This window comes from Treponema sp. TIM-1 (genome assembly GCF_046533115.1).
Classification (GTDB): Bacteria; Spirochaetota; Spirochaetia; order Treponematales; family Breznakiellaceae; genus JAIRMO01.
In genome coordinates this window covers 46,454-66,950 of sequence record NZ_JAJQRC010000002.1, presented here as the reverse complement: position 1 = coordinate 66,950, position 20,497 = coordinate 46,454, and the positions used below count along the sequence as shown (strand labels likewise).

General features: G+C 52.0%; 18 protein-coding genes. 14 read left to right on the top strand and 4 right to left on the bottom strand.

Features of this window, described 5'->3' with window-relative positions:
* Positions 1–3: 3 nt before the first annotated feature.
* The 7 genes from metG (at position 4) to LQZ21_RS01755 (ending at position 8,716) form a co-directional block, all read left to right on the top strand.
* Positions 4–2,277 carry a methionine--tRNA ligase gene (gene metG / locus LQZ21_RS01785; RefSeq protein ID WP_411042427.1) on the top strand — a complete coding sequence of 758 codons (2,274 nt, stop codon included), beginning with the start codon at positions 4–6 and terminating at the stop codon, positions 2,275–2,277.
* An 89-nt stretch (positions 2,278–2,366) separates the two neighbouring features.
* A complete protein-coding gene (locus LQZ21_RS01780; RefSeq protein ID WP_411042426.1) occupies positions 2,367–3,410 on the top strand; it encodes a lipid II:glycine glycyltransferase FemX in 1,044 nt (347 codons plus the stop codon).
* Positions 3,407–4,333 (top strand): ribonuclease Z, encoded by a 927-nt coding sequence (locus tag LQZ21_RS01775; protein WP_411042425.1) that lies wholly within the window; start codon positions 3,407–3,409, stop codon positions 4,331–4,333. Before LQZ21_RS01780 ends, LQZ21_RS01775 begins: the two co-directional genes overlap by 4 nt.
* 90 nt (positions 4,334–4,423) lie before the next feature.
* The gene (locus LQZ21_RS01770; protein ID WP_411042424.1) at positions 4,424–5,389 is read left to right on the top strand and encodes an ABC transporter ATP-binding protein; all 966 of its coding nucleotides are present in this window, start codon (positions 4,424–4,426) and stop codon (positions 5,387–5,389) included.
* Entirely contained in the window at positions 5,386–6,120 is a 735-nt protein-coding gene (locus tag LQZ21_RS01765) for an ABC transporter permease (RefSeq protein WP_411042423.1), read from the top strand. The genes LQZ21_RS01770 and LQZ21_RS01765 overlap by 4 nt, the downstream gene beginning before the upstream one ends.
* Before the next feature lie 3 nt (positions 6,121–6,123).
* Positions 6,124–7,740, top strand: coding sequence for a GldG family protein (locus tag LQZ21_RS01760; RefSeq protein ID WP_411042422.1), 1,617 nt, complete (start codon positions 6,124–6,126; stop codon positions 7,738–7,740).
* Entirely contained in the window at positions 7,730–8,716 is a 987-nt protein-coding gene (locus LQZ21_RS01755) for a DUF4340 domain-containing protein (protein ID WP_411042421.1), read from the top strand. Before LQZ21_RS01760 ends, LQZ21_RS01755 begins: the two co-directional genes overlap by 11 nt.
* Here LQZ21_RS01755 and LQZ21_RS01750 read toward each other — a convergent pair.
* Positions 8,685–9,887: a hypothetical protein gene (locus LQZ21_RS01750; RefSeq protein WP_411042420.1), complete on the bottom strand. Its 1,203-nt coding sequence runs from the start codon at positions 9,885–9,887 to the stop codon at positions 8,685–8,687. The genes LQZ21_RS01755 and LQZ21_RS01750 overlap by 32 nt on opposite strands.
* A gap of 82 nt (positions 9,888–9,969) precedes the next feature.
* On the opposite strand from LQZ21_RS01750, the gene amrB reads away from it, so the two are divergent.
* The 4 genes from amrB (at position 9,970) to LQZ21_RS01730 (ending at position 14,430) form a co-directional block, all read left to right on the top strand.
* Positions 9,970–10,815 carry an AmmeMemoRadiSam system protein B gene (gene amrB / locus LQZ21_RS01745; RefSeq protein ID WP_411042419.1) on the top strand — a complete coding sequence of 282 codons (846 nt, stop codon included), beginning with the start codon at positions 9,970–9,972 and terminating at the stop codon, positions 10,813–10,815.
* Positions 10,816–10,949: 134 nt separating this feature from the next.
* Entirely contained in the window at positions 10,950–11,924 is a 975-nt protein-coding gene (gene hflK / locus LQZ21_RS01740) for an FtsH protease activity modulator HflK (protein WP_411042418.1), read from the top strand.
* A complete protein-coding gene (hflC, locus tag LQZ21_RS01735; protein WP_411042417.1) occupies positions 11,924–12,907 on the top strand; it encodes a protease modulator HflC in 984 nt (327 codons plus the stop codon). Before hflK ends, hflC begins: the two co-directional genes overlap by 1 nt.
* Before the next feature lie 65 nt (positions 12,908–12,972).
* Positions 12,973–14,430: a hypothetical protein gene (locus LQZ21_RS01730; protein ID WP_411042416.1), complete on the top strand. Its 1,458-nt coding sequence runs from the start codon at positions 12,973–12,975 to the stop codon at positions 14,428–14,430.
* Between the two features lie 33 nt (positions 14,431–14,463).
* Here the strand turns inward: LQZ21_RS01730 and LQZ21_RS01725 are convergent, their stop codons facing one another.
* Together LQZ21_RS01725 and LQZ21_RS01720 are read right to left on the bottom strand one after the other, a co-directional pair.
* Positions 14,464–15,486 carry an aldo/keto reductase gene (locus tag LQZ21_RS01725; RefSeq protein WP_411042415.1) on the bottom strand — a complete coding sequence of 341 codons (1,023 nt, stop codon included), beginning with the start codon at positions 15,484–15,486 and terminating at the stop codon, positions 14,464–14,466.
* The gene (locus LQZ21_RS01720) at positions 15,486–16,181 is read right to left on the bottom strand and encodes an RluA family pseudouridine synthase (RefSeq protein WP_411042414.1); all 696 of its coding nucleotides are present in this window, start codon (positions 16,179–16,181) and stop codon (positions 15,486–15,488) included. Before LQZ21_RS01720 ends, LQZ21_RS01725 begins: the two co-directional genes overlap by 1 nt.
* A 67-nt stretch (positions 16,182–16,248) precedes the next feature.
* Between LQZ21_RS01720 and LQZ21_RS01715 the strand changes: the two genes are divergently transcribed.
* Positions 16,249–17,484 carry a hypothetical protein gene (locus LQZ21_RS01715; protein WP_411042413.1) on the top strand — a complete coding sequence of 412 codons (1,236 nt, stop codon included), beginning with the start codon at positions 16,249–16,251 and terminating at the stop codon, positions 17,482–17,484.
* A 62-nt stretch (positions 17,485–17,546) separates the two neighbouring features.
* Here the strand turns inward: LQZ21_RS01715 and LQZ21_RS01710 are convergent, their stop codons facing one another.
* Positions 17,547–18,206 carry a PTS sugar transporter subunit IIA gene (locus LQZ21_RS01710; protein WP_411042412.1) on the bottom strand — a complete coding sequence of 220 codons (660 nt, stop codon included), beginning with the start codon at positions 18,204–18,206 and terminating at the stop codon, positions 17,547–17,549.
* A gap of 286 nt (positions 18,207–18,492) precedes the next feature.
* On the opposite strand from LQZ21_RS01710, the gene LQZ21_RS01705 reads away from it, so the two are divergent.
* Both LQZ21_RS01705 and LQZ21_RS01700 read left to right on the top strand, forming a co-directional pair.
* Positions 18,493–19,563: a PQQ-binding-like beta-propeller repeat protein gene (locus tag LQZ21_RS01705; RefSeq protein WP_411042411.1), complete on the top strand. Its 1,071-nt coding sequence runs from the start codon at positions 18,493–18,495 to the stop codon at positions 19,561–19,563.
* The gene (locus LQZ21_RS01700) at positions 19,560–20,462 is read left to right on the top strand and encodes a hypothetical protein (RefSeq protein WP_411042410.1); all 903 of its coding nucleotides are present in this window, start codon (positions 19,560–19,562) and stop codon (positions 20,460–20,462) included. Before LQZ21_RS01705 ends, LQZ21_RS01700 begins: the two co-directional genes overlap by 4 nt.
* The last annotated feature ends 35 nt before the right edge of the window (positions 20,463–20,497 follow it).

Here is a 20,497-nt window from a genome sequence, read left to right as displayed (position 1 = left end):
AATATGAAACGAAGATTAATAACCTCTGCGTTACCCTATGTAAACAATGTACCCCATCTAGGGAACCTTATCCAGGTTCTGTCTGCCGATGCCTTTGCCCGGTTTTGCCGACTCAGGGGCTACGATACTCTTTATATATGTGGAACCGACGAATACGGTACCGCCACGGAAACCAGGGCCGCCGAAGAAGGGGTGAGCCCCCAGGAATTATGTGACCGTTATTATGCTATCCATGCGGACATTTATCGTTGGTTCAATATCAACTTTGATAAATTCGGCCGGACCACAACGCCGATTCAGACCGAAATTGTGCAGGATATCTTCAAAAAGTTGGATGCCCATGGGTTCATTGTGGAGCGTACCATAGAGCAGCTTCACTGTGCCCACTGTGATAGGTTTTTAGCGGATCGTTATGTCCGAGGTATCTGTCCCTACTGCGGATCCCCGGATGCCCGGGGGGATCAGTGCGAGGTTTGCGGTAAGCTTCTGGACCCCACGGAATTGAAGGCCCCCCGGTGTTCAAGCTGCGGTTCTGAGCCGGTACTCAAATCAACCAAACATCTCTATATTGATCTCCCACAGCTAAAGGATCGCCTTGAGGAATGGCTTAAGGATGCTTCGGTCAAGGGCTTTTGGGCAAATAACGCTTTGCAGATGACCCATTCCTGGATCCGTAACGGCCTTCGGGAACGGGCCATCACCCGGGATCTGAAATGGGGCATCCCGGTTCCCAAAGTGGGGTATGAAAATAAGGTTTTTTATGTTTGGTTCGATGCCTGTATCGGATATATTTCCATCACCGGAAATTACGGGGCGGAGACCACCGGGGACTGGCGTTGTTTTGTTGATGATTGGTGGAAAAATCCCGGGCAGGTGGAACTCTTTCAGTTCATTGGTAAGGACAATATTCCCTTCCATACCGTTATTTTTCCCTCAAGCCTTCTGGGAACCGGGGAAAATTGGACCATGCTGCACCACATGTCCAGTACCGAATATCTGAACTACGAAGGGGGGAAATTTTCCAAATCCAAGGGAATGGGGGTTTTTGGTACCGATGTCATGGATACCGGTATAGGTACGGATATTTGGCGTTTTTATATATTTTATAACCGTCCGGAGAAGGCAGATGCCCTTTTTACCTGGAAGGATTTTCAGGAGAAGGTAAACGGCGAGTTGATCGGTAATCTGGGGAACCTGGTGAACCGTACCCTTTCCTTTGTAACCCGGTATTATGACGGGATGATCCCCAGTGAACCCGGAAATCCGGCATTTTGGGAACGGGTGCGGAATTTCGAGGCCGATATTACTGCAAAGCTGGAGCGGGCGGAACTCCGGGATGCCTTCAGGACCGTCTTTGAATTATCCTCATTTGCTAATAAAACCTTCCAGGATGGTGAACCCTGGAAGAAACGGACGGAGGATCCTCCGGCCGCGGCGGTCCTCATCCGGGATCTTTGCCATGTGGTTCGGGATATTGCGGTGATGATCCATCCCTATATTCCCACCGCCGCCGAGAAGATCGCATCCTTTTTTGGTCTTGCCATTGGGCCTCAGGGTTCTGCCCAGGAAAAAATTCTTTCCTGGAAGGATATCGGTCAGGAGGGTGGACTATTGAGGGTTGAAAAAAGTGAGGTCCTTTTCCCCCGCTTAGAGGATGACCTGGTACGGGACCTGCGGGAACGGTATTCCGGCAGTCAGAAGGATAGGATGGATCGGGAAGCCGCTAAACCAGAAGATACCCCGGCGGTGTCAGGGAATACGCCCCCGGAAAAGACCCTCCCGGCCCCGGATCGTTTTATCCAAACCCTGGACCTCAGGGTTGCCCGGATCGTAAAAATCGAACGGCATCCCAAGGCGGACAAGCTTTACATCGAAACCTTGGAAATCGCCGGAGAGGAACGGATTATCGTCTCCGGTCTTGTCCCCTTTTATAAAGAAGAGGAGCTTTTGGGTAAACATATCATCCTCGCCTATAACCTGAAAACCGCAAAACTCCGGGGAGTGGAAAGCCGGGGTATGCTCCTGGCAGCTTCCGATAAGGATGCCGAGGGTAATGAACGGGTGGAGGTCCTCGACGCGGGGGATACCCCTACCGGTACCCAGGTACAGATCCAAGGTCTGCCCGTCGGAACACCTCCTGCCGAGATAGATATCGATATCTTTTTCTCCATTCCTATCAAGGTAGTAAGCCATGAAGTAACCGTTGGGGACAGAGCTCTCACCCTTCAGGGAAATCCCATCCATACTAAGGTAATCGGCGCCGGCGAGGTGCATTAATGATTGCCAATGGACAATCTATCCCCAATCTGAGTTCCCAAGTCGAGCTCTGTCCCCATGCAGCCTCCTCCAAGTTGAGCTCTGTCCCCATGCGATATCTTCGCGGTATCATTCCCGCCGAGCTATCCTGCTGTGGGAAAGCAGGCTCTTTCCTCCAGTCAGACTTTTGGGGGGACTTCAAGGCCCGGTTCGGTTGGACGGCCCGGGCTTTTCTGGCGGATTGGGCCGGGGCGGAAGCTCTGTCCCTCCTGATCCTCTGGCGGCCCCTGGCGCCGGCTCTTTCCTTCGCTTATGTTCCCTGGGGGCCGGAACTGCCCCCGGCCTTTCCTACCGATGACGGGGCCCGAAACGGCGCCCTCAAGGAGCTAGCCCAGGCTTTACGGTCCCTCTTGCCCGGAAATACGGCTTTTATCCGCTTTGATCCCCCCTGGTATACCGAAGGGGCCGAAACCGCTCCTCCCCGGATAGATCCCCCCTTTTCCCGGGCGGGAATGGATGTCCAGCCGCCGGATACGGTGATTATGGGCCTTGCGGCTTCCGAAGAAGAGCTCCTGGGGGGAATGAAACCCAAGTGGCGTTACAACATCGGCCTTGCGGCAAAGAAGGGGGTCGTGGTGGATCGCCGGGACGAGCAGGATCTGGATGTTTTTTATGCCCTCTACCGGGAAACGGCAAAACGGGACGGTATCGCCATCCACGGTCCGGAATACTATAAGACCCTTTTTGTCTGTTCCCGGGAAAAATCCGCCCAGGAGTTCCGTCTTTATCTGGCCTCCCACGAAGGGGTCCCCATCGCCGGTAGCATCGTGCTCTTCCGGGGCCCTGAGGCGGTCTACCTCTATGGAGCCTCTTCCAATCAAAAGCGGAATCTTATGGCTCCCTACGCCCTGCAATGGCGGGCTATGCAGGATGCCCGGGCCGCCGGCTGTATGGAATATGACCTTTACGGCATCCCTCCCCGGGAGGACCCCACCCATCCCATGGCGGGACTATACCGGTTTAAGACCGGTTTTGGGGGCCGGATTATCCACCGGAGTGGAAGCTGGGATTATACTTACCGAGGGGCAAGGAAAAGCCTTTTTACCGTTGCTGAGTCCCTGCGGAAATTTTTACGGAGTATAAAAAAACGATGAACCTGGAAGCCTTTATCCTCGGCTGCGGGGGCATGATGCCCCTGCCCAACCGGCACTTAACTTCGGTCCTACTCCGGCGGGAAGGGGAGCTTTTCCTCTTTGATGGAGGGGAGGGGACCCAGGTTTCCCTGCGCCGGTTAAACCTCCGGTGGAAGAAAATTTCCGTTATCTTTGTAAGCCACCTCCACGCGGATCATGTGACGGGTATTCCGGGAATCCTGATGCTTTCCTCCCAAGTGGACCGGGACGATCCCCTATACATCATCGGTCCCCGGGGAATCGCCGAATATATTGAAACCAATCGCCGTACCCTGGATATGTATATCAACTATGAAATCGTGGTTAAGGAAATAAATTCTCCCGGAATAGTATATACCGGGGAGGACTTTCAGGTACGGGCTTTTCTTTTGAGGCATACCAAACCCTGTATGGGTTATGTATTTGAAGAAAACCGCCGCCCCGGGGAATTCCACCCCGAAAAAGCCATGGCATTGGGGGTTCCCCGGGGTCCCCTTTGGTCCAGGCTTCAGGCCGGGGAGTCTGTCCGGGCCGCGGACGGCTCCGAGGTATTCCCTGATCAGGTACTGGGGGAATCCCGTTCAGGAAGAAAATTTTCCTTTGTGACCGATACCCTGGCTTTTCCTGAGATTGCCGCCGAGGTGGCGGGTTCGGATTTTTTTGTCTGCGAGGGAATGTTTGAAAAAGAGCTGGAAGAAAGCGCCCGGGAAAAAAAACACATGACCGCGGAACAGGCCGCCCAAATCGCCGCTGCCGCGGGGGTAAAAAAGCTCGCCCTGATCCATTACAGCCCCCGGTACAATGAATACAACCTTAAGACGCTACTGCAGGAAGCCCGGGATATTTTTCCCAATACGGTCCTCTCCCGGGATCGGTCGGTTTTTCCCCTGGAGTATGTGGATTAAAGCGAAGACCCCATAAATTTTTAAGTCGAGTTTAGCCGTTACCGCAGGGGTGTGTTGATTTTTTTTTGTTTTTTTTATATATAACTCGATATGATAGAAGTAAATAGCCTTACAAAACGATACGGATCGGTAGAAGCGGTAAAGGATGTGTCCTTTTCCGTAGGTAAGGATCAGGTCCTGGGCTTTCTCGGGCCTAATGGGGCGGGAAAAACCACCATCATGAAGATCCTGACCGGCTATCATTTTCCGTCGGAGGGGACGGCCTTGGTGGATGGTATTTCCGTTCAGGATGATCCGGTGGAGGTAAAAAGCCGCATCGGATACCTTCCCGAAAGCGTCCCCCTTTATGGGGATTTAACCCCCCTGGAATACCTCACCTTTATTGCCCAGGCCCGGCTTATCCCCCGGCAGGAGCAAAAAGGGAAGATCCAATCCGCTCTGGAAGCCTGTGGGCTCAAGCAGGTGGCGGGCAAAAAGATTGAAGATCTTTCCAAGGGGTATAAACAGCGGGTGGGGCTTGCCCAGGCAATCATCCATGATCCGCCCATTCTCATCCTGGATGAACCTACTTCCGGTTTGGACCCGAACCAGATCATCGAGATCCGCGGCCTCATCACGGAACTGGGCAAACGGAAAACCGTTATCCTCTCTACCCATATTTTGCAGGAAGTCGAAGCGGTTTGTTCTCAGGTACTCATCCTCAACGAGGGCAGGATCGCCGCCCAGGGTAAACCCGAAGAAATTGCCGGCACTATGAAGGGGGGGGATACCTGGGAATTGATCCTGAAAGGGACGGATATCGCGGGTTTACGGGATGGGCTTGGCCTTCCCGAAGGGGATGTCCGGCCGGGCAGTATCAGTGATGGTCCCGACGGTACGGTGAAGGTAAGTTTTTTCCTGCCAATCCGGGGGTCGGCTACCGAATGGGCCGATGGGGAGCGGATCTTTGACTGGGCGGTTTCCCGGGGTTTCAAAATTCTCAGGATGGACCGGAAGCGGCTCAGCCTGGAAGATATTTTTGTAAAATTAACCAGCGAAGAGGAGTCCCGGCCATGAAGTATTTGCCGCGTAAAGCCCTTGCATTGGCGAGGAAAGAACTCTATTCTTACAGCATTTCTCCGGCTTTTTATGGAGTCGGGGTATTTTTTCTCCTTTTTACTACCCTGTGGTTTTTTTATTTTCAGCGTTTTTTCTCGTTAAATACCGCTACCTTGCGGCCTTTTTTTTCGGCCTTCCCCCTGGCATTCATCATGGTGATCCCGGTGATCACCATGAAAAGCTGGGCAGAGGAACGGAAACTGGGGAGTGTTGAAATCCTCCTGACCATGCCTTTTTCCGAATGGGATCTGGTCCTGGGGAAATTCTTTTCATCCTTTGCCGTGTTAACGGTGATCATTGTCCTTACCATACCGGTACCCGTAAGCCTTTTACCACTTGGTTTTTTTGATGCCGGGGTCATTCTGGGGGAATACGCCGGAGCCCTTCTCCTGGGTTCATCCGCCACTGCCCTGGGGCTTTTCCTCTCTTGCCTGTCGAAAAATCAGGCCGGCGCCTTTCTGGGAAGTGCGGTGGTACTCCTCTTGGTGATGCTGGCCAGTCAATTCACCATGACCTTTAACCTTCCCCTGTGGCTTAGCGAAGGCATTAATTTTATTTCCCTGTCCTTTCATTTTGAAAGTTTTTCCAAGGGACTTATCGATACCCGGGATTTGGCATTTTTTATTATTACCACGGTGTTGTTTTTGTTTTTTAATACCCGGGTACTGCTTTTCAGGAAATGGAGGTAAGGGATGACCAAAAGACAAAGCTGGATTTTAACGGTTATATCCGTCATCGCCCTTATCCTGGGTTTATTGTTAAGTCAGCGGCTCTGGTTCCGGTTGGATTTGACCAAAAACAAGGCCTATACCATTTCCCAGGTTTCCCGGAATCTTTCCGGTGAGATTCCCGACCAGATACGGATCACCTATTATGTGTCGGAAAAACTCTCCGCTATTCATCCCATCCCCGGGGAAATTGAGGATCTGCTCCGGGAATACGCGGCCTACTCCCGGGGTAAGATCCGCTTTACCCGGCGGGACCCCTCAAAAACAGAGATGGTTCAGGCGGTGGAGCAAATGGGGATCCAGCCCCGGCAGATCCAAAGCGTTGAACGGGACGAGGCTACTTTCTCCACGGTATATACGGGAATTGTGATCGAATATCTTGACCAAGTTGCGGTGTTGCCCTGGGTATTTTCTCTGGATACCCTGGAGTACGATATAAGTTCCCGGATCCGTTCCATGCTGCGGGAATCCGAACGGGAAGTGGGGGTTTTAGTCGGGGACGCGGATAAACAGTGGACATCGGATTACGGATACCTGGATCAGGTTTTTACCCAATCAGGGTATCGGGTCAGGGTGTTAAGCCCCGGAGAAGAAATAAGCGATGTCCTGCCGGTCCTTTTGGTATTGGGGGGGGTGGAGGAACTGGACGAATGGGCCCTCTACCGTATAGACCGGTATATTCAGAATGGGGGAAAGGTTCTTTTCGCCCTGGAAGGGGTCTTTGTGGATGCCAAAAATACCCTGGAATCCCGGATAAAAAATGACGGCGGCTTGCTTGCCATGGTTGCATCCTATGGCGCCGCGGTACAGCCCGAAATGGTGTTGGATCGTTCCGCCCTGACCCTCCAATACCAGACCGCGACTCCCAGCGGTTCCATACAATTTAGGATAATCCGTTATCCCCATTGGATAGGGGTATTGGCGGAAAACGGCAATCCGAAACATCCCCTTACCGTGGGTTTCGGAGGGATGGACCTTTTTTGGGCAAGTCCCATAAACTTAACTCCCCCCGAATCGGTGGAGGGGGAGATCCTCTTTTCCACCACCCCCGATGCGTGGCTCATGACCAAGGACTTTTCGGCAAATCCCGAGACCAGTTACCTCTTCGAAATGGAAGAAGAAGCTACCCGGGGAAGTAAAGTCCTCGCCGTGGCCCTTTCGGGAAAATTTCCCGGCTGGTTTAGGGATAAGCCCAAACCAATCCGGGAAGGTTCCGAGGAGGAATTACCGGATCTTCCTGTGGAAGCCAAGGAATCCCGGATAGTGGTCATTGGTGATAGCGATCTGGCCACTACCCTCATTCAGATGACCCAGGGACAGGGGTTTCAGAACCTTGATTTTATGCTCAAAACCGCGGATTGGCTGGGGAATGATGATGATATTATTGGCATCAGAAACCGGCAGCCCCCGGCAGGACGGCTTGACCGGATTATCGATCCTGAAAAACGGCTCAAGGCCATGAGGTTCAGCCAGATTCTTAATGTGGGGGTCATTCCCCTGGGGATCGTGGTCGTGGGCATAGTCCGAAATCTTAAAAGACGGACAAAAACTAAAGGAAGGGAGCTTTCCGATGGAGTTTAAAAAGCGATTATTAGTTCTTTTGGTTTTAACCGGCGTTCTTGGGTTGGTATATACCGCTACCGTGGTTTTTGATCCTGAACGGGTCAATTCCCGGGATGCATCCTATGTTTGGCTCCAGCCCGAACAGGTGGACCAGGCGGACCGGGTGGAGATCTATGACCAGGGAAGTACGGGGGTTACCCTGATACGGAACAGCGGCGGATGGTTTGTTTCCTTTGAAGGGGAAGAATATCCCGCCAAACAATCCCGGGTAGAGGACCTCTTCCGGATCCTTTCAACCAACACCGCCTATCCCATCCGGGCGTCTTCTGCCGCCTCCCATGAAAAACTGGGCCTTGCCGCCGAGAAGGCATCCCGCATCATCGTCCGGGGCGGTCCGGGTACCAGCTATCCCCTGCTGGATTTGCTTATCGGCGAGGGGGATGCTTCGGGCAAGGAGGTATACCTCCGCAAAAACACCCAGGACGAGGTCCGTTCCGGGGAAAACAAACTGGCTTCGTATATTACCGGCGCCCGTTCTTCCTGGTACAATCTTCGGCTTTTTCCTGAAAACGAAGCCGCCCCGGTAGGGGCCGACATGGTTCAGCGGATTATCCTTATTCCTCCCCCCAATCCGGAGGATGAAAATTCCCCAACCCCAGGTTTTACCCTCAGCCGGAACGGAGCAAACTGGATACAAGAGGGGGGGGGCGGAGAGGTGCTGGATACGGGTAAAGTAGAATCCTATATCCGTGCCGTGATGGAAGCGGAGGGGGAGGATTTTATTTCTTCCATAAGTTCCGCGGCTCCGGTCTTTACCGAAGGGCAAATTACCCTGCAAATCGGGGATAATACCACCCGGGTCATCAAGATCGGTCCCCTTTTGGAATCGGGGAACCGCTCCGCCCGGTCATCCGGTTCCAACTATGTGTACTCCCTGGCGGAGTGGACGATGAACCGTATTTTCAGGGACGTTTCTTATTTTGTGACGCAATAAAGGCCCGGTATTTTTCCGGATCGCTTTTAAAGGCCACCACGGAAGATACCGGCTCCTGCATGGCCTTTTCCAGGGCTTTTTCGGCCTCAAAAATGAGTCTTTCCCCGTCGATAAGCCTTCCCGAACGGGAACTAAGGCCAATGCAAAGATCTGTTTTTTGGAAGGCCGGGGACAGGCGCTGCAGAATCTGATTATGGAAAATTTCGGATTTCGTCAGCCCCTGATCCACGTCTATATTGGGAATAATAACCGAAATGCCCCGGTTTCCTTTTTCAAAAATCAGGTCCCGGTGGATAAAATATTCCACTGCTTCATCGGCAAGCTTAATAAATACTTCCTCGTTGATTTTCTCGGGATTTTTGAATTCGATAATAGCAAAAACCAAATCCTGTTCAGAGGCGGCGCAACGGTGGAGTTCCGACGAAAGCCGATCCTTGATATAGTCCTCCCATCCTATATTGCCATGGGGCGAATAAAGACCACGGGGATCTTCCGGAGGAACCTCCTCGGCCGCCGCTTTGGGGGTTGCTTCTGTTTCGGCAACAAACTCCTCCCCGTGAAAAACAGCTTCCTCCTCAAAGGCCTCATCTTCTTCCGATGTCGGGCCGGCCTCGTGTTTCCGGGAAGATTTGGCGGCTACCTCGGTCTTTGTTTGGAGAAATTCCATGATCAGGGTGGAAAAAGCAATGGCCAGGGCTACTAAAATCGCGAGAAGGGTATATTTCAATATATCGATAAGACCGTCATGGTCGATATAATTGGAGACCGCGCTGATGGTGGTATTTCGGATACCCTCCAGCCTGAGGGGCATAAAAAAAGGTTCCGCCGAAAGGCCAAAGGCGGTTTTAAACCGGGGAGACTCACCCACCCAGGTAATGATCCGGCCCCGCTCCCGTTCAAAGGTATCCACCCCCAGGGGACCGGAAATGATCACGGCCTGGAGGGTCTGGGAATCCATGAGGGCATCCTGGATAGCCTCTCTAAAGGGTTCGTTCATAAACCCCAAAACCCCTGCCGCCGAAGAGATATCCACCAATTCGGCAAATTCCCGTTCCGCTAATCTTTGACGTTCGTTAATACCGGTAATAATTTTATACGCCGCAATTCCCAGAGCCAAAACATATACCGCTATACAGATAAGTGCTATACTCGACGATACTTTCTGACGCATGAACCTATTATATACGTTTTTTTTATATTATGCTAGAATAAAATAAGATATTTTGGGGCTTTTTCAAAGGGTGTAATAAACGATGATATTGAGAAAAAGACAGCTCTCCCCGGGATGGTACCCCCAAAACCCCCAGGAGATCAGGCAATTTCTCGAAGATTATGAAGCGGCAGGGGAAGGATCGGCCCTGGCGGTTATGGCCCCCCATGCGGGGTGGTTTTATTCCGGGGCTATCGCGGCCCGGGCCATATCGACCCTGGATCGGGATGCCGATACGGTGGTGATCATCGGCGGGCACCTCCCCGCCGGGGCGCCTCCTCTTTTTGCCGAAGAAGACGGGGTGATAAGCCCTTGGGGGACTATAGAGATCGACTGGGAATTCCGGGAAATTCTTAAAAAAGCGTTGGGAGGTTCCGGAGATGCTTATCAGGATAATACCGTGGAAATACAGCTTCCCATGGCAGCTTATTTTCTGCCCCGGGCCCGGCTCCTCTGGCTGCGGCTCCCCGCAGAAAAGGCCTCCTTTGAGGCGGGAAAACAGATCGCCCAAACCGGGCTGGCCCTGAAGCGGAAAATCGTTCTTGTCGCTTCCACGGATCTTACCCACTATGGATATAATTACGGTTTTATACCCCAGGGTGTAGGGGAAAAGGCGCTGGAATGGGTAAAAAAGGTAAATGACGCCCGGTTTCTTGCGGCTGTTGAGGCGGGAGACCCCGGCCTGGTACTGGAACGGGCAGAAAGGGAAAAGGCCGCCTGTTCCTCCGGGGCGGTCTTAGGCGCCCTGGGTTTTGCCGAAGCCCGGGGATTAGGCCGGGGGAAGCTCCTCGCTTACGGTACCAGCGCCGATATACAGGACAAAGACGGTTCGAGTTTCCCCGATTCTTTTGTGGGATATGCCGCCATGGCGTGGTATAGAAGCCGCTGATGGGAAGACAGGAATCCTGGAAAGGAGTAATGTATTCAGCCGGTTTCAATGGGGATTGGCTTGCGTTAAACCGGTTTCAAATACCGGTTAATTTTAGAATTATCGGAATCAATCAAACGTAAAGGAGGTTCTCTATGCAGAACGTTACCCCTTCGGTTTTATCGAAGTGGCTTACCCCGGTAACTATGACCCTTGTTGTTATAGGGATTGTACTCGTGATTCTTCTGGGGACGAGTTTTTATATTGTGGATCAGACGGAAGAAGCGGTCGTTACCCGGTTCGGCCGGTTTTATACTATTAATGGGCCGGGATTGCACTTTAAGCTGCCCTTTGGCATAGATCGCCACTATGTGGTGAACGTAAAAAACGTTCAGACCGAACAATTCGGCTTCCGTACCCTGAGCAGCGGGGTTTCCTCTACCTATACGAACCAGACCAATGAATCCACCATGCTTACCGGGGATCTTAATATTATTGAGGTGGAGTGGATCATCCAGTACCGTATTGTGGATGCCAAGGCCTGGGTATTTAACGTAATGGAACGGAGCGAAACCATCCAGGATGTATCCCGTTCGGTTATCAATATGCTGGTGGGGGACCGGACAATCATGGATATCATGGGACCGGAACGGAGCTTTATTGAGGTAGAGGGGACGAATTTTATGAATGAAACTTTTCGCAACTACGGGTTGGGGATTAACGTTATCGCGGTAAAACTCCAAAATATAGATCCCCCTGCGGGGGTTCAGGAGGCCTTTGACGATGTGAATAAGGCGATCCAGGATATGAACCGGTTGATCAACGAAGGCCAGCAAGTCTATAACGAGGAGATCCCTAAAGCCAAGGGTGAGGCGGACCGGCGTATTCAGATAGCCCAGGGTTATGCCACGGAACGGGTCAACCAGGCTAATGGCGAAGTGGAACGGTTCAATTTGGTCTACAACGAGTACCGCCGGGCGCCGGAGGTTACCCGGCAGCGGCTTTATTATGAAATGATTGAAGAGATCTTTAGGGAAGATACGGGTACTACCCTTATCGATCGGAATCTGGATAGTTTTCTTTCGTTAAAGAATCTCAATTCCTCCGGCGGAAGTACGGGAGGCCGGTAATGAAAAAATTTATCATGGTAATGGTGGTTATCATCGTAATTATCATCGGCATCCTGGCGGTGGGACCCTTTTATGTTATTGATGAAGGTGAACAGGCGGTGATTGTTCAAATGGGAAAACTGGTGGATGTGGTGATCGACGCCGGGTTTCATCTGAAAATGCCCTTTATTGATGAGGTTGTCCGGTATCCCAAACGGATCATGGCCTGGAACGGGGAACAAAAGAGTATGCCTACCCGGGAAAAACAGTACATCTGGGTGGATATTACCGCCCGATGGCGGATATCGGATCCAAAAAAATTCTACGAGTCCATCTCCACCGTGGGGGCGGCCTATTCCAAGCTGGCGGAAATTATCGACTCCGAAGTGCGGACCGTGGTGGCGGAAAACTACCTTCGGGAAACGGTGCGGAACTCCAACATCATCATGGAACAGAGCGGAGCCGCGGATGCCCTGGGGATAGGGGTGGAACTCGATCCGGAGCTTATCACCGATTCGATCCAGCCCGATACCACCTACGAACCCATCCAAAAGGGCCGCCGGCAGTTGGCGGAAGAGATCCTGACCCGGTCCCGGCGGATGGTTCCCGAATACGGGATTGAACTTATCGACGTGGTGGTCCGGCAGATCCGGTATTCCGACGAACTTACCCAGAGTGTTTATGCCCGGATGATCAAGGAGCGGAATCAGATCGCCCAGGCCTTCCGGTCCGAAGGGGAGGGAAAAAAGGCGGGCTGGCAGGGACGGATGGATAATGAACGACGATCCATCCTTTCCGCGGCCTATGAAAAGGCCGAGGCCATCCGGGGAGCGGCGGACGCGGAGGCCTCCCGCATCTATGCGGAGGCCTACAACCAGGATCGAAACTTCTTCGAATTCTGGCGGGCAGTGGAATCCTACCGTACTACCATACCGAAGTTTGAAAAAACCCTCTCCACCGACATGGATTATTTTAAATACCTCTATTCACCCCAGGGGAGGTAAGTCCCGGATAAAGGAGCTGGCGCTAACCGGATCATGCTATTTCAAATACTTCAAGGAGAATCATAGTGAAGGACCTTGGGATCATACATCTTGAAGTTGAAGGAACCGGCGTTTTAGGTTTTGATACGGGCCTTAACGTTCAGGCGTTTGCCCAGGCGAAGATGGCCCAGTTTATTACCCAGCAGGGTTATATCGTAACCCCCAGGGGGACGGTTGAGCCGTGGAAACCCGGGGGGGTCATTGAGCGGGAAGGGACCATGGTCATCTGGGGTCCTGATTTTGACGGAGAAGGACTGGACAAATTAGTTTGCGATACGACAAAAAAAGAAACGGCCCTGGACGCAGTACGGTTTTGGATCAAGGGGCGGCTTCTTTTAGAGAACCAGAAAAGCCCCCCATTCCCCTGGCCCGCGGGGACCCTCGTGGCCGCCTCCGGGGATGGAACTATTCTTTTTCCGCCGGAACGGATCCTCCGGCGGATTCTGGAGGCGGCGGGGGATGACGCTTGGCTTGCCGGCGCGGCAAGCTGGGTACATCCGGACCTTACCGGAGGGGAAGCTGCGGCCTACGCAGCGGCGACCATGTTGTACCGGATATTCTGCGGAACCGGGGCTTTTCAAAATCCGGATATTGATGTGGTCCGCCAGGATATGCGGGAGGGGGTTTTTGTTCCTGTCCGGCTTTTGGCCCCGGGCTTGGACAAGAATCTGGCCCGGCTTTTGGACGAGACCCTGGCCCCGGTCAAATATTTTTCCCAGAAAGGAACAAAACGTCCCAGTTTGGAATCCTTTGCGGAGATCTTAGGCCCCCCCGGTTCCCGGGAAAGTATTTCCTATATTCGGGAACTTGCCCGGGAAGAGCAGGCGAAGCTCAACCAAGAATTGGAACAGTTCCAAAAAAAGAAGGACCTCACGGTAAAAACCAAACGTTTCCTGGTGAGGAATACGGCCATCATCACCGGGGTCCTTATCGCGTTAGTTGTTCTGGTTCTTTCCGTGAGGAGTATCCTTTCGGGACGGGCCAATATGCCCAACACCCGGGGGATGAATCCTCGGGAAGTCGTTGAAACCTATTACGGAGCCTTTGGTACCCTGGATCATACCCTGATGGAGGCCTGCGTTACCAACAAGGCGGGAAAAAACGATATTGCCATGATAAGCAATCTCTTTGTGATGAGCCGGGTCCGGATGGCCTATGAAATGAACAATCCCGTAATATCCGCCCAGGAATGGCTGGATGCCGGGGGACTTCCCACGGATCAAACCGTGGTGGGGATTACCGGTATGGATCTCACGGAACTGGATACCGATCCGGGGGACGGTGAAGTAAGCTTCCGGGTATCCTATACCCTCTGGTTACCCGGCGCATCCTCCGAAACACCGGAAGCAACAGAACCGGCTTCCGGGGATTTCAAAACCCTCCCCCAAAGCGTTTTCTACCGGGACGAATTACGCCTGGTATTACGGAAGGATCTTTGGCTTATCGGAGAAATCCGGCGGGAAACCCCTGCGGATTCAGGGTGATGTCCCGGCGCTTGATCCTGAAAAAGCTTCTGGTTATAGCGGTTTTCCCGCCAGGATCTCCTGATAATCCTGGTAATTCTTTTGTAAAAGGGTGGGAGGATCCAGGCCATAGGGACATTTGGCGGAGCATTGGTCGCAGTGAATACAATCCTCCACCTTTTTCATCATCGCCTTTCCCCGCTCCGACATCAACATCTCCAGAGGCGCACGCCTGAGTAAGAGCGACGCCCGGGCGCACATATTGATCACGATTCCCTGAGGACAGGGCATACAGTATCCGCAGCCCCGGCAGAAAGCGCCCTGTAAGCCCGCTCGATCCCTTTCGATAAAGGACATCCTCTCTTCGGTTAAAACCGGCGGATTTTTTATATAGGAAATAAATTCATCCAGTTCCCCTTCCCGCTGAATACCCCAGATAGGAATAACATTTTTAAAACGGGCCATCCATGTATAGGCCGCCGCGGCATTGGTGATAAGTCCCCCTGAAAGGGCTTTCATGGCGATAAAGCCCATGCCCTTTTCCTTGCAGGCGGCAACCAGGGCAAGGTCTTTTTCAGAACTCAGATAGCTCAGGGGAAACTGGAGGGTATCGTAGAGTCCTGATTCTATAGCTTCCCAGGCGATATGGAGACGATGATTTGTAATACCGATAAACCGGATTTTCCCCTGCTTTTTTGCCTGAACCATGGCATCGTAGAGTTTACTGGGATCTCCCGGTTTTGGACAGAAAGGGGGATTATGAAACTGGTATAGATCGATATGATCGGTTTTTAACATTCTAAGGCTGGTTTCCAAATCCTCCCAAAATTGTTCGGCTTTTCCGGCGGGGGTCTTGGTGGCAATAAAAATATGCTCCCACTCACCCGTAAAGGCTTTCCCTAACTTTTCCTCACTGTCGGTATAGCCCCGGGCGGAATCAAAAAAATTTATACCGCCGTGATAGGCCTTCTTCAAGAGGTACACCGCCTCATCGGCGGTTATTCGCTGGATCGGTAATGCGCCGAAGCCGTTTTGTTCCACCCGTACTCCGGTTTTCCCTATAGTTATTTGTGCCATTATAGACTCTCCTTTCTTTTTGGCAGATGCACCGGTTCATAACCCGGCCCTTCCCCTATGTTAAAAATCTGAAAATAATCCGGCGGCGGGGTGCTGACATCCAGGGGATATCCTAAAAGGGAGGCATCGATGATGAGCCGGGCGGAATGGAGGAGGAGGTACTTGAGTCCCAGGGTTTTACGGAGTTCTTTATTTAGGGCGAAATTCCCGTATTTATCATCCCCCAGGATGGGATTTCCCAAACGGGACAGGTGGCGGCGGATCTGATGAGTACGACCGGTGCCCAGTTTCAGTTCCATGAGGGAAAATCCCCCGTTTTCATCCAGTAATCGATAGGAGGTTACCGCCTTTTGGATCCCCCGCTTGCCGGAAAGCTCCTCCCGGATGATCCCCGAGGGGGGATTCGGCTGCCCGGCGCAAATAGCGAGATATAACTTGGTGATACCCCGGTTCGTCCCCCCGGAGGAAAAAAGGACGGAAAAACGGGCGGCGGCTTCCCGGTTTTTTGCCACCAGAATAAGCCCGGAGGTATCCTTATCAAGACGGTGTACCAAAAGGGGCCGGGGAGATCGTTCCGAGGCCAGGATCCTATCCAGAGAAGCTCCTACCTTTTCCCCTCCCTGTACCGGAAGCCCGGCCGGCTTATTAAGGATAATACATTCGTCATTTTCAAATAAAAGGGAAATATTTTTCAAAAAACCTCCTGGGTTTTCCATTTTCGTTGAGATAAGTCCTGCGGCATCTACCGATTATTATAGTAACATGAAACAAATAATTTATCCGGTTATATCCCGTTTACGGAGTGTTTTTTTTATCCTCCTCTTGTTTGGAGGGATAAGCCCGGTTTTTATGGTTTCCGCCCCCCTTTATTCTCCTACCTGGGGATTTCGTATTGATGTTCCTGAAGGATATGAATATCAAGACGGAAACGGGAAGGATCGGTTTTCTTTTTTTTCCTCATGGAAGACCTCCCTTGATCTGGCTGTTTATGCCGGAGCCGCCTACCCGTCGGTGGAAGCCCTGACTGCGGATGTTCAAGAACGCCTGGGAAACCAGGGAGAAGTGGTTTTCTTTGAATATCGAAATAAAAAAGCCGCTCTCCTGGAATTGGCCTTTGGGACCAGGGATAAGCGGACGGGAGAGGAAGGTTCCGCTTTTGCGGGCTGGGGGCTCTGTGTTGAGCTGGAAGGCGGCGGGGAAAATGCAGGCGCCCAGACACCCCCCCTGCTTTTGGCCTTAGCTTACGGCCCGGCCGGGGCAGGGGAGCTTGAGTACCTCCATTTATCAGCCCTGGATTCCATTGCGCCCTCAGAGGCGGATAGATATGTCCCGGGGCCCATTACGGAATTTACCTATCCCCGGGGTAAGCGGATCACTGATAATCTTGCGGGACTTGGCCTTGAGGTCTCTCTCAGGGAATTTGATGCCCAAGGCGCCCAAGCCCTGGTAGACCGGGAATTTGTCGTTCTCAGGCTTTACGGACGATCCCCCCTTTGGCGGGAGGCCTGGACCCGTTTTTATCGGGCCATATACCGGGATTCCTTTGAACGACTGGCCAATGCCGCCTTTGTCCTGGAACGATACTGGAATGTATCGGCCTGGAAAGATCCGGCGGCTCCGGCAGCAGAGGAATCCCCCGGTATGGTCCTCGCGGAAAAAGCCCTGGGATGGGTACAATCCTTTACCTATGAGAGGGATCTTTTGGGCAGTGATTTTGTAAATCTGGTGAGCGCCGCCTTCGAAGGCCGGGGTGACTGCGACAGCCGGGCCATGCTCTGGGCTATTATTCTGGAACAGGCCAATATCCCCGGGGCGATTATGGTTTCCGCCGACTATAACCATGCCATGGGGCTGGTCGATCTGCCCGGAACCGGCGCCCGGTTTACCCATGAAGGGATCCAGTGGCTGGTGGCGGAAACCACCGCCCCGGTTCCCCTGGGCCGCATCAGGGCAGATGTAAGCGAAATCTCCCGGTGGATGGGTATACGATTTGAATAGGGTGGTTAATACTCCTCTAATAGCAGCCTTTAAACAGCCGCGGTTAAGTTCCCCAGGTTCCGTTAAGTCCTGTACTCCCCCGCCAAAAGGGTATAGGCCTCTTCAGGAGTTTTTGCCGCCAGCAGGGCATTTCTAAGTTCCTGATTTTTCAAGCGGGCACTAAAAAAAGAGAGGGTCTGGAGATAATAGGCATGCTGGTTATAAGCCGCGGCGATCATAAAGATCAGACGGACCGGCTCATCATCCAAGGTTTGAAAATCAATAATATCGGTCTGACTTATCCCCACGGAAACAACCAAATCGGTTACCGAAGACAACCGGACGTGGGGTATGGCAATACTCCTGCCCATGGCGGTACTCATCAGTTCTTCCCGCTTTAGGATCTCTTGGGCTAATTCCTGCCGGTTTTTTACCTGGGGGGCATTGGCAAGATTATCCGCCAATGCCAGGAGGGCATCCTTTTTTGTGGAATAATTAAGAAAAATGATCCGATCCGGAGAAATTACCGTGGCGATATGGATAGAATTAAACTGGGGATTCAATTTATTGGCCGATAAACGGTCGTTTACCCATTGTTCGATCTCCGTTTTCTTAAACCGCCATACGGTCCCTATTTTCCCTGAAGGAATTTCCCCTTTTTGTGCCCAATCATAGACGGTCCGCTCCGAAACTCGTAAATACCGGGCCACCTCTTCTATGGTTAATATATCGTCATCAATCATTACCGCTCCTTTTGTGGCAAACTTCAGACTGGTTAAAGTATTGTATTATACCGCAGAATATGTCAAGTCATTACATAAAACAGAACGATAATCGGAACAATTAACCAAGCCTACCGCGGCATGGCGGGTATTGATAAACTACCTCGCCTTCCAGTTCTCCTGCCCAATGGCGGGAATACGCCGAGGCGGATTGACACAGGATCTCCTGCTATACTATATATAAAGGGGTATTTCAAAATGTTGGAATTTGAAACACCCCTTTATAAATCATACGGAAGGGGCCTGGGTGGTTAAAAAAAAACAAAAATACTGGATTATCGCGGTTTTCCTTCTTTTTATGTTCTATGCTTTTATCGCCGGCCGGCCGATACCGGTAGAAACTATCTTAACATCCCAATGGCTAAGATCCCTTGAATCCGATTATCCTGATTTTGAAGATACCGGCCCGCTTATCCCCTTTGAGCTGGGGGGGCGTTTTGGTTATGTTGATTCCCAGGGCAATTTTGCCCTTAACCGCATTAAGGGGGGATATGTATCCCTCTCAAAAGACCGCTGGGCGGAATATCAAGCCATGCCTGAATCCATTGAGGTCCGGGATCCCCTAAACAGCCGGATAGTAACCATAAAAAACAGCCGGGGTTATCCTAAATTTTTGGATAACCGGGTGTTCATTATTAACTATGAACAGACTTCCCTCTCTCTGGTGGATGAATCCGGGACCGTACAATGGACCCATGATTTTGCCGCCCCTCTTACCTATATGGATGCCGCCGCCGGTCTTATCGTAACCGGTTCCCTGGACGGCACGGTGGAACTTTTGGACGGGAACGGCCGTTTGGTTTTCCCCCCCTTTGAACCGGGAGGTTCCCGGTATTCGGTGATTCTGGGTTGCCGGATCTCCCGGGACGGTTCAAAATTGGCAATGGTTTCCGGCATAGACCCCCAGCGTTTTCTTCTGTTAGGACGGTTTGGGGATTCCTATAAGGTTATTTACCATGAATTCTTACCCCAGGGGTTCAGACGGGAAGTACATATCGCTTTTATTGATAACGACAACCGTGTGGTGTTTGAGCGGAACGGAGGTCTGGGGGTCTATACTATTCAAACCAGAAAGAGTCTTTTTTTACCCCTGGATGGGGATATTCATGCCATAGACGGTAGTGGTGATGACGGTCTTCTCTTTGTTATTACCTCGGAGTCTGAATTCCGGAAAAATTTGGTGGTGATTCGGCTTCCGGAAACTAAAATTATTGAAGCGCCCTTTATTAGTCAAGCCGTATTTCTTGGCCGTCAAGATTCCCGGGTTTTTATTGGGGGGGGGACAACCATGGTTTCCTTTGAGTTGGATAAAAAATGAGGTGGTTTATAAAAAAGCGGCGGATTCCCGGGATGTTTTTTCTGGCGTTCCTGGGAGGTATTACCGTTTTGGGGATTACCTATCTTTACCCCATGGACTGGCCCTCGCAGGAAGCCCGGATTACCCGTAATTTTGGATGGAACGATGAAGGCCGGCCATCCTTGGGTAATATTTTTCTGGCAGAGGGACCTATCCGGGCCGCGGATAAGGGAGAACTGATCTTTTACCACACCCCGTCCAACACTGCGTCGGTGCTGCCCTCTCCCCTGGGTTCCTGGATAGCCCTGGAACATGGGGACGGGATCATCGGTATATACAGCCGCTTTGAGGATATGACGAATCCTGCGCTTCCTGATATAATAGATAAGGATGTGGTTATCGCGTCGGCGGGTCAATCGGGATGGACAAATCAGGGGGGATTTTATTTTTCCCTCTTTGATCGTCGGGAACGGCGTTGGGTTAATCCTTCCACCATTATTGCCCCCCTTGAGGATACCATGCCGCCCCAGATTCAATCGGTTTTGCTGAAAACTGACCGAAACAGCCGGATCGATCTTTCCCAGGCAAAGACAATACGCCAGGGACGGTATACGGTTTTGGTGGCGGCATCGGATACCCGTATCAATCCCAATGAAATACCCCTGGCACCCTACCGGATTGTATGTTCCCTTAACGGGATCGAGATTGGGGTTTTGACCTTTGAAACCTTTTCCATCCGGGACGGGGTTTTGATGGTGTACCGCAACAGTTTGGTACCGGTCCAGCAGGTTTATTCCTCTGAACAGGCCTTTGAGATCGGCGAGGTGGAGTTTATACGGGGACAGGCAACCCTTACCGTCATCGCCCAGGATATCACCGGAAATGTCCGGAATAATGTATATCGTTTCCTGGTGGAATGACGCCGCGGCTCGGGGTATTACCAGACTTTTACATA

Bases quoted from the DNA above. Each gene is read 5' to 3' on its own strand.
- metG (WP_411042427.1), top strand. From the start codon at position 4: ATGAAACGAAGATTAATAACCTCTGCGTTACCCTATGTAAACAATGTA.
- LQZ21_RS01780 (WP_411042426.1), top strand. From the start codon at position 2,367: ATGCGATATCTTCGCGGTATCATTCCCGCCGAGCTATCCTGCTGTGGG.
- LQZ21_RS01775 (WP_411042425.1), top strand. From the start codon at position 3,407: ATGAACCTGGAAGCCTTTATCCTCGGCTGCGGGGGCATGATGCCCCTG.
- LQZ21_RS01770 (WP_411042424.1), top strand. From the start codon at position 4,424: ATGATAGAAGTAAATAGCCTTACAAAACGATACGGATCGGTAGAAGCG.
- LQZ21_RS01765 (WP_411042423.1), top strand. From the start codon at position 5,386: ATGAAGTATTTGCCGCGTAAAGCCCTTGCATTGGCGAGGAAAGAACTC.
- LQZ21_RS01760 (WP_411042422.1), top strand. From the start codon at position 6,124: ATGACCAAAAGACAAAGCTGGATTTTAACGGTTATATCCGTCATCGCC.
- LQZ21_RS01755 (WP_411042421.1), top strand. From the start codon at position 7,730: ATGGAGTTTAAAAAGCGATTATTAGTTCTTTTGGTTTTAACCGGCGTT.
- LQZ21_RS01750 (WP_411042420.1), bottom strand. From the start codon at position 9,887: ATGCGTCAGAAAGTATCGTCGAGTATAGCACTTATCTGTATAGCGGTA.
- amrB (WP_411042419.1), top strand. From the start codon at position 9,970: ATGATATTGAGAAAAAGACAGCTCTCCCCGGGATGGTACCCCCAAAAC.
- hflK (WP_411042418.1), top strand. From the start codon at position 10,950: ATGCAGAACGTTACCCCTTCGGTTTTATCGAAGTGGCTTACCCCGGTA.
- hflC (WP_411042417.1), top strand. From the start codon at position 11,924: ATGAAAAAATTTATCATGGTAATGGTGGTTATCATCGTAATTATCATC.
- LQZ21_RS01725 (WP_411042415.1), bottom strand. From the start codon at position 15,486: ATGGCACAAATAACTATAGGGAAAACCGGAGTACGGGTGGAACAAAAC.
- LQZ21_RS01715 (WP_411042413.1), top strand. From the start codon at position 16,249: ATGAAACAAATAATTTATCCGGTTATATCCCGTTTACGGAGTGTTTTT.
- LQZ21_RS01710 (WP_411042412.1), bottom strand. From the start codon at position 18,206: ATGATTGATGACGATATATTAACCATAGAAGAGGTGGCCCGGTATTTA.
- LQZ21_RS01700 (WP_411042410.1), top strand. From the start codon at position 19,560: ATGAGGTGGTTTATAAAAAAGCGGCGGATTCCCGGGATGTTTTTTCTG.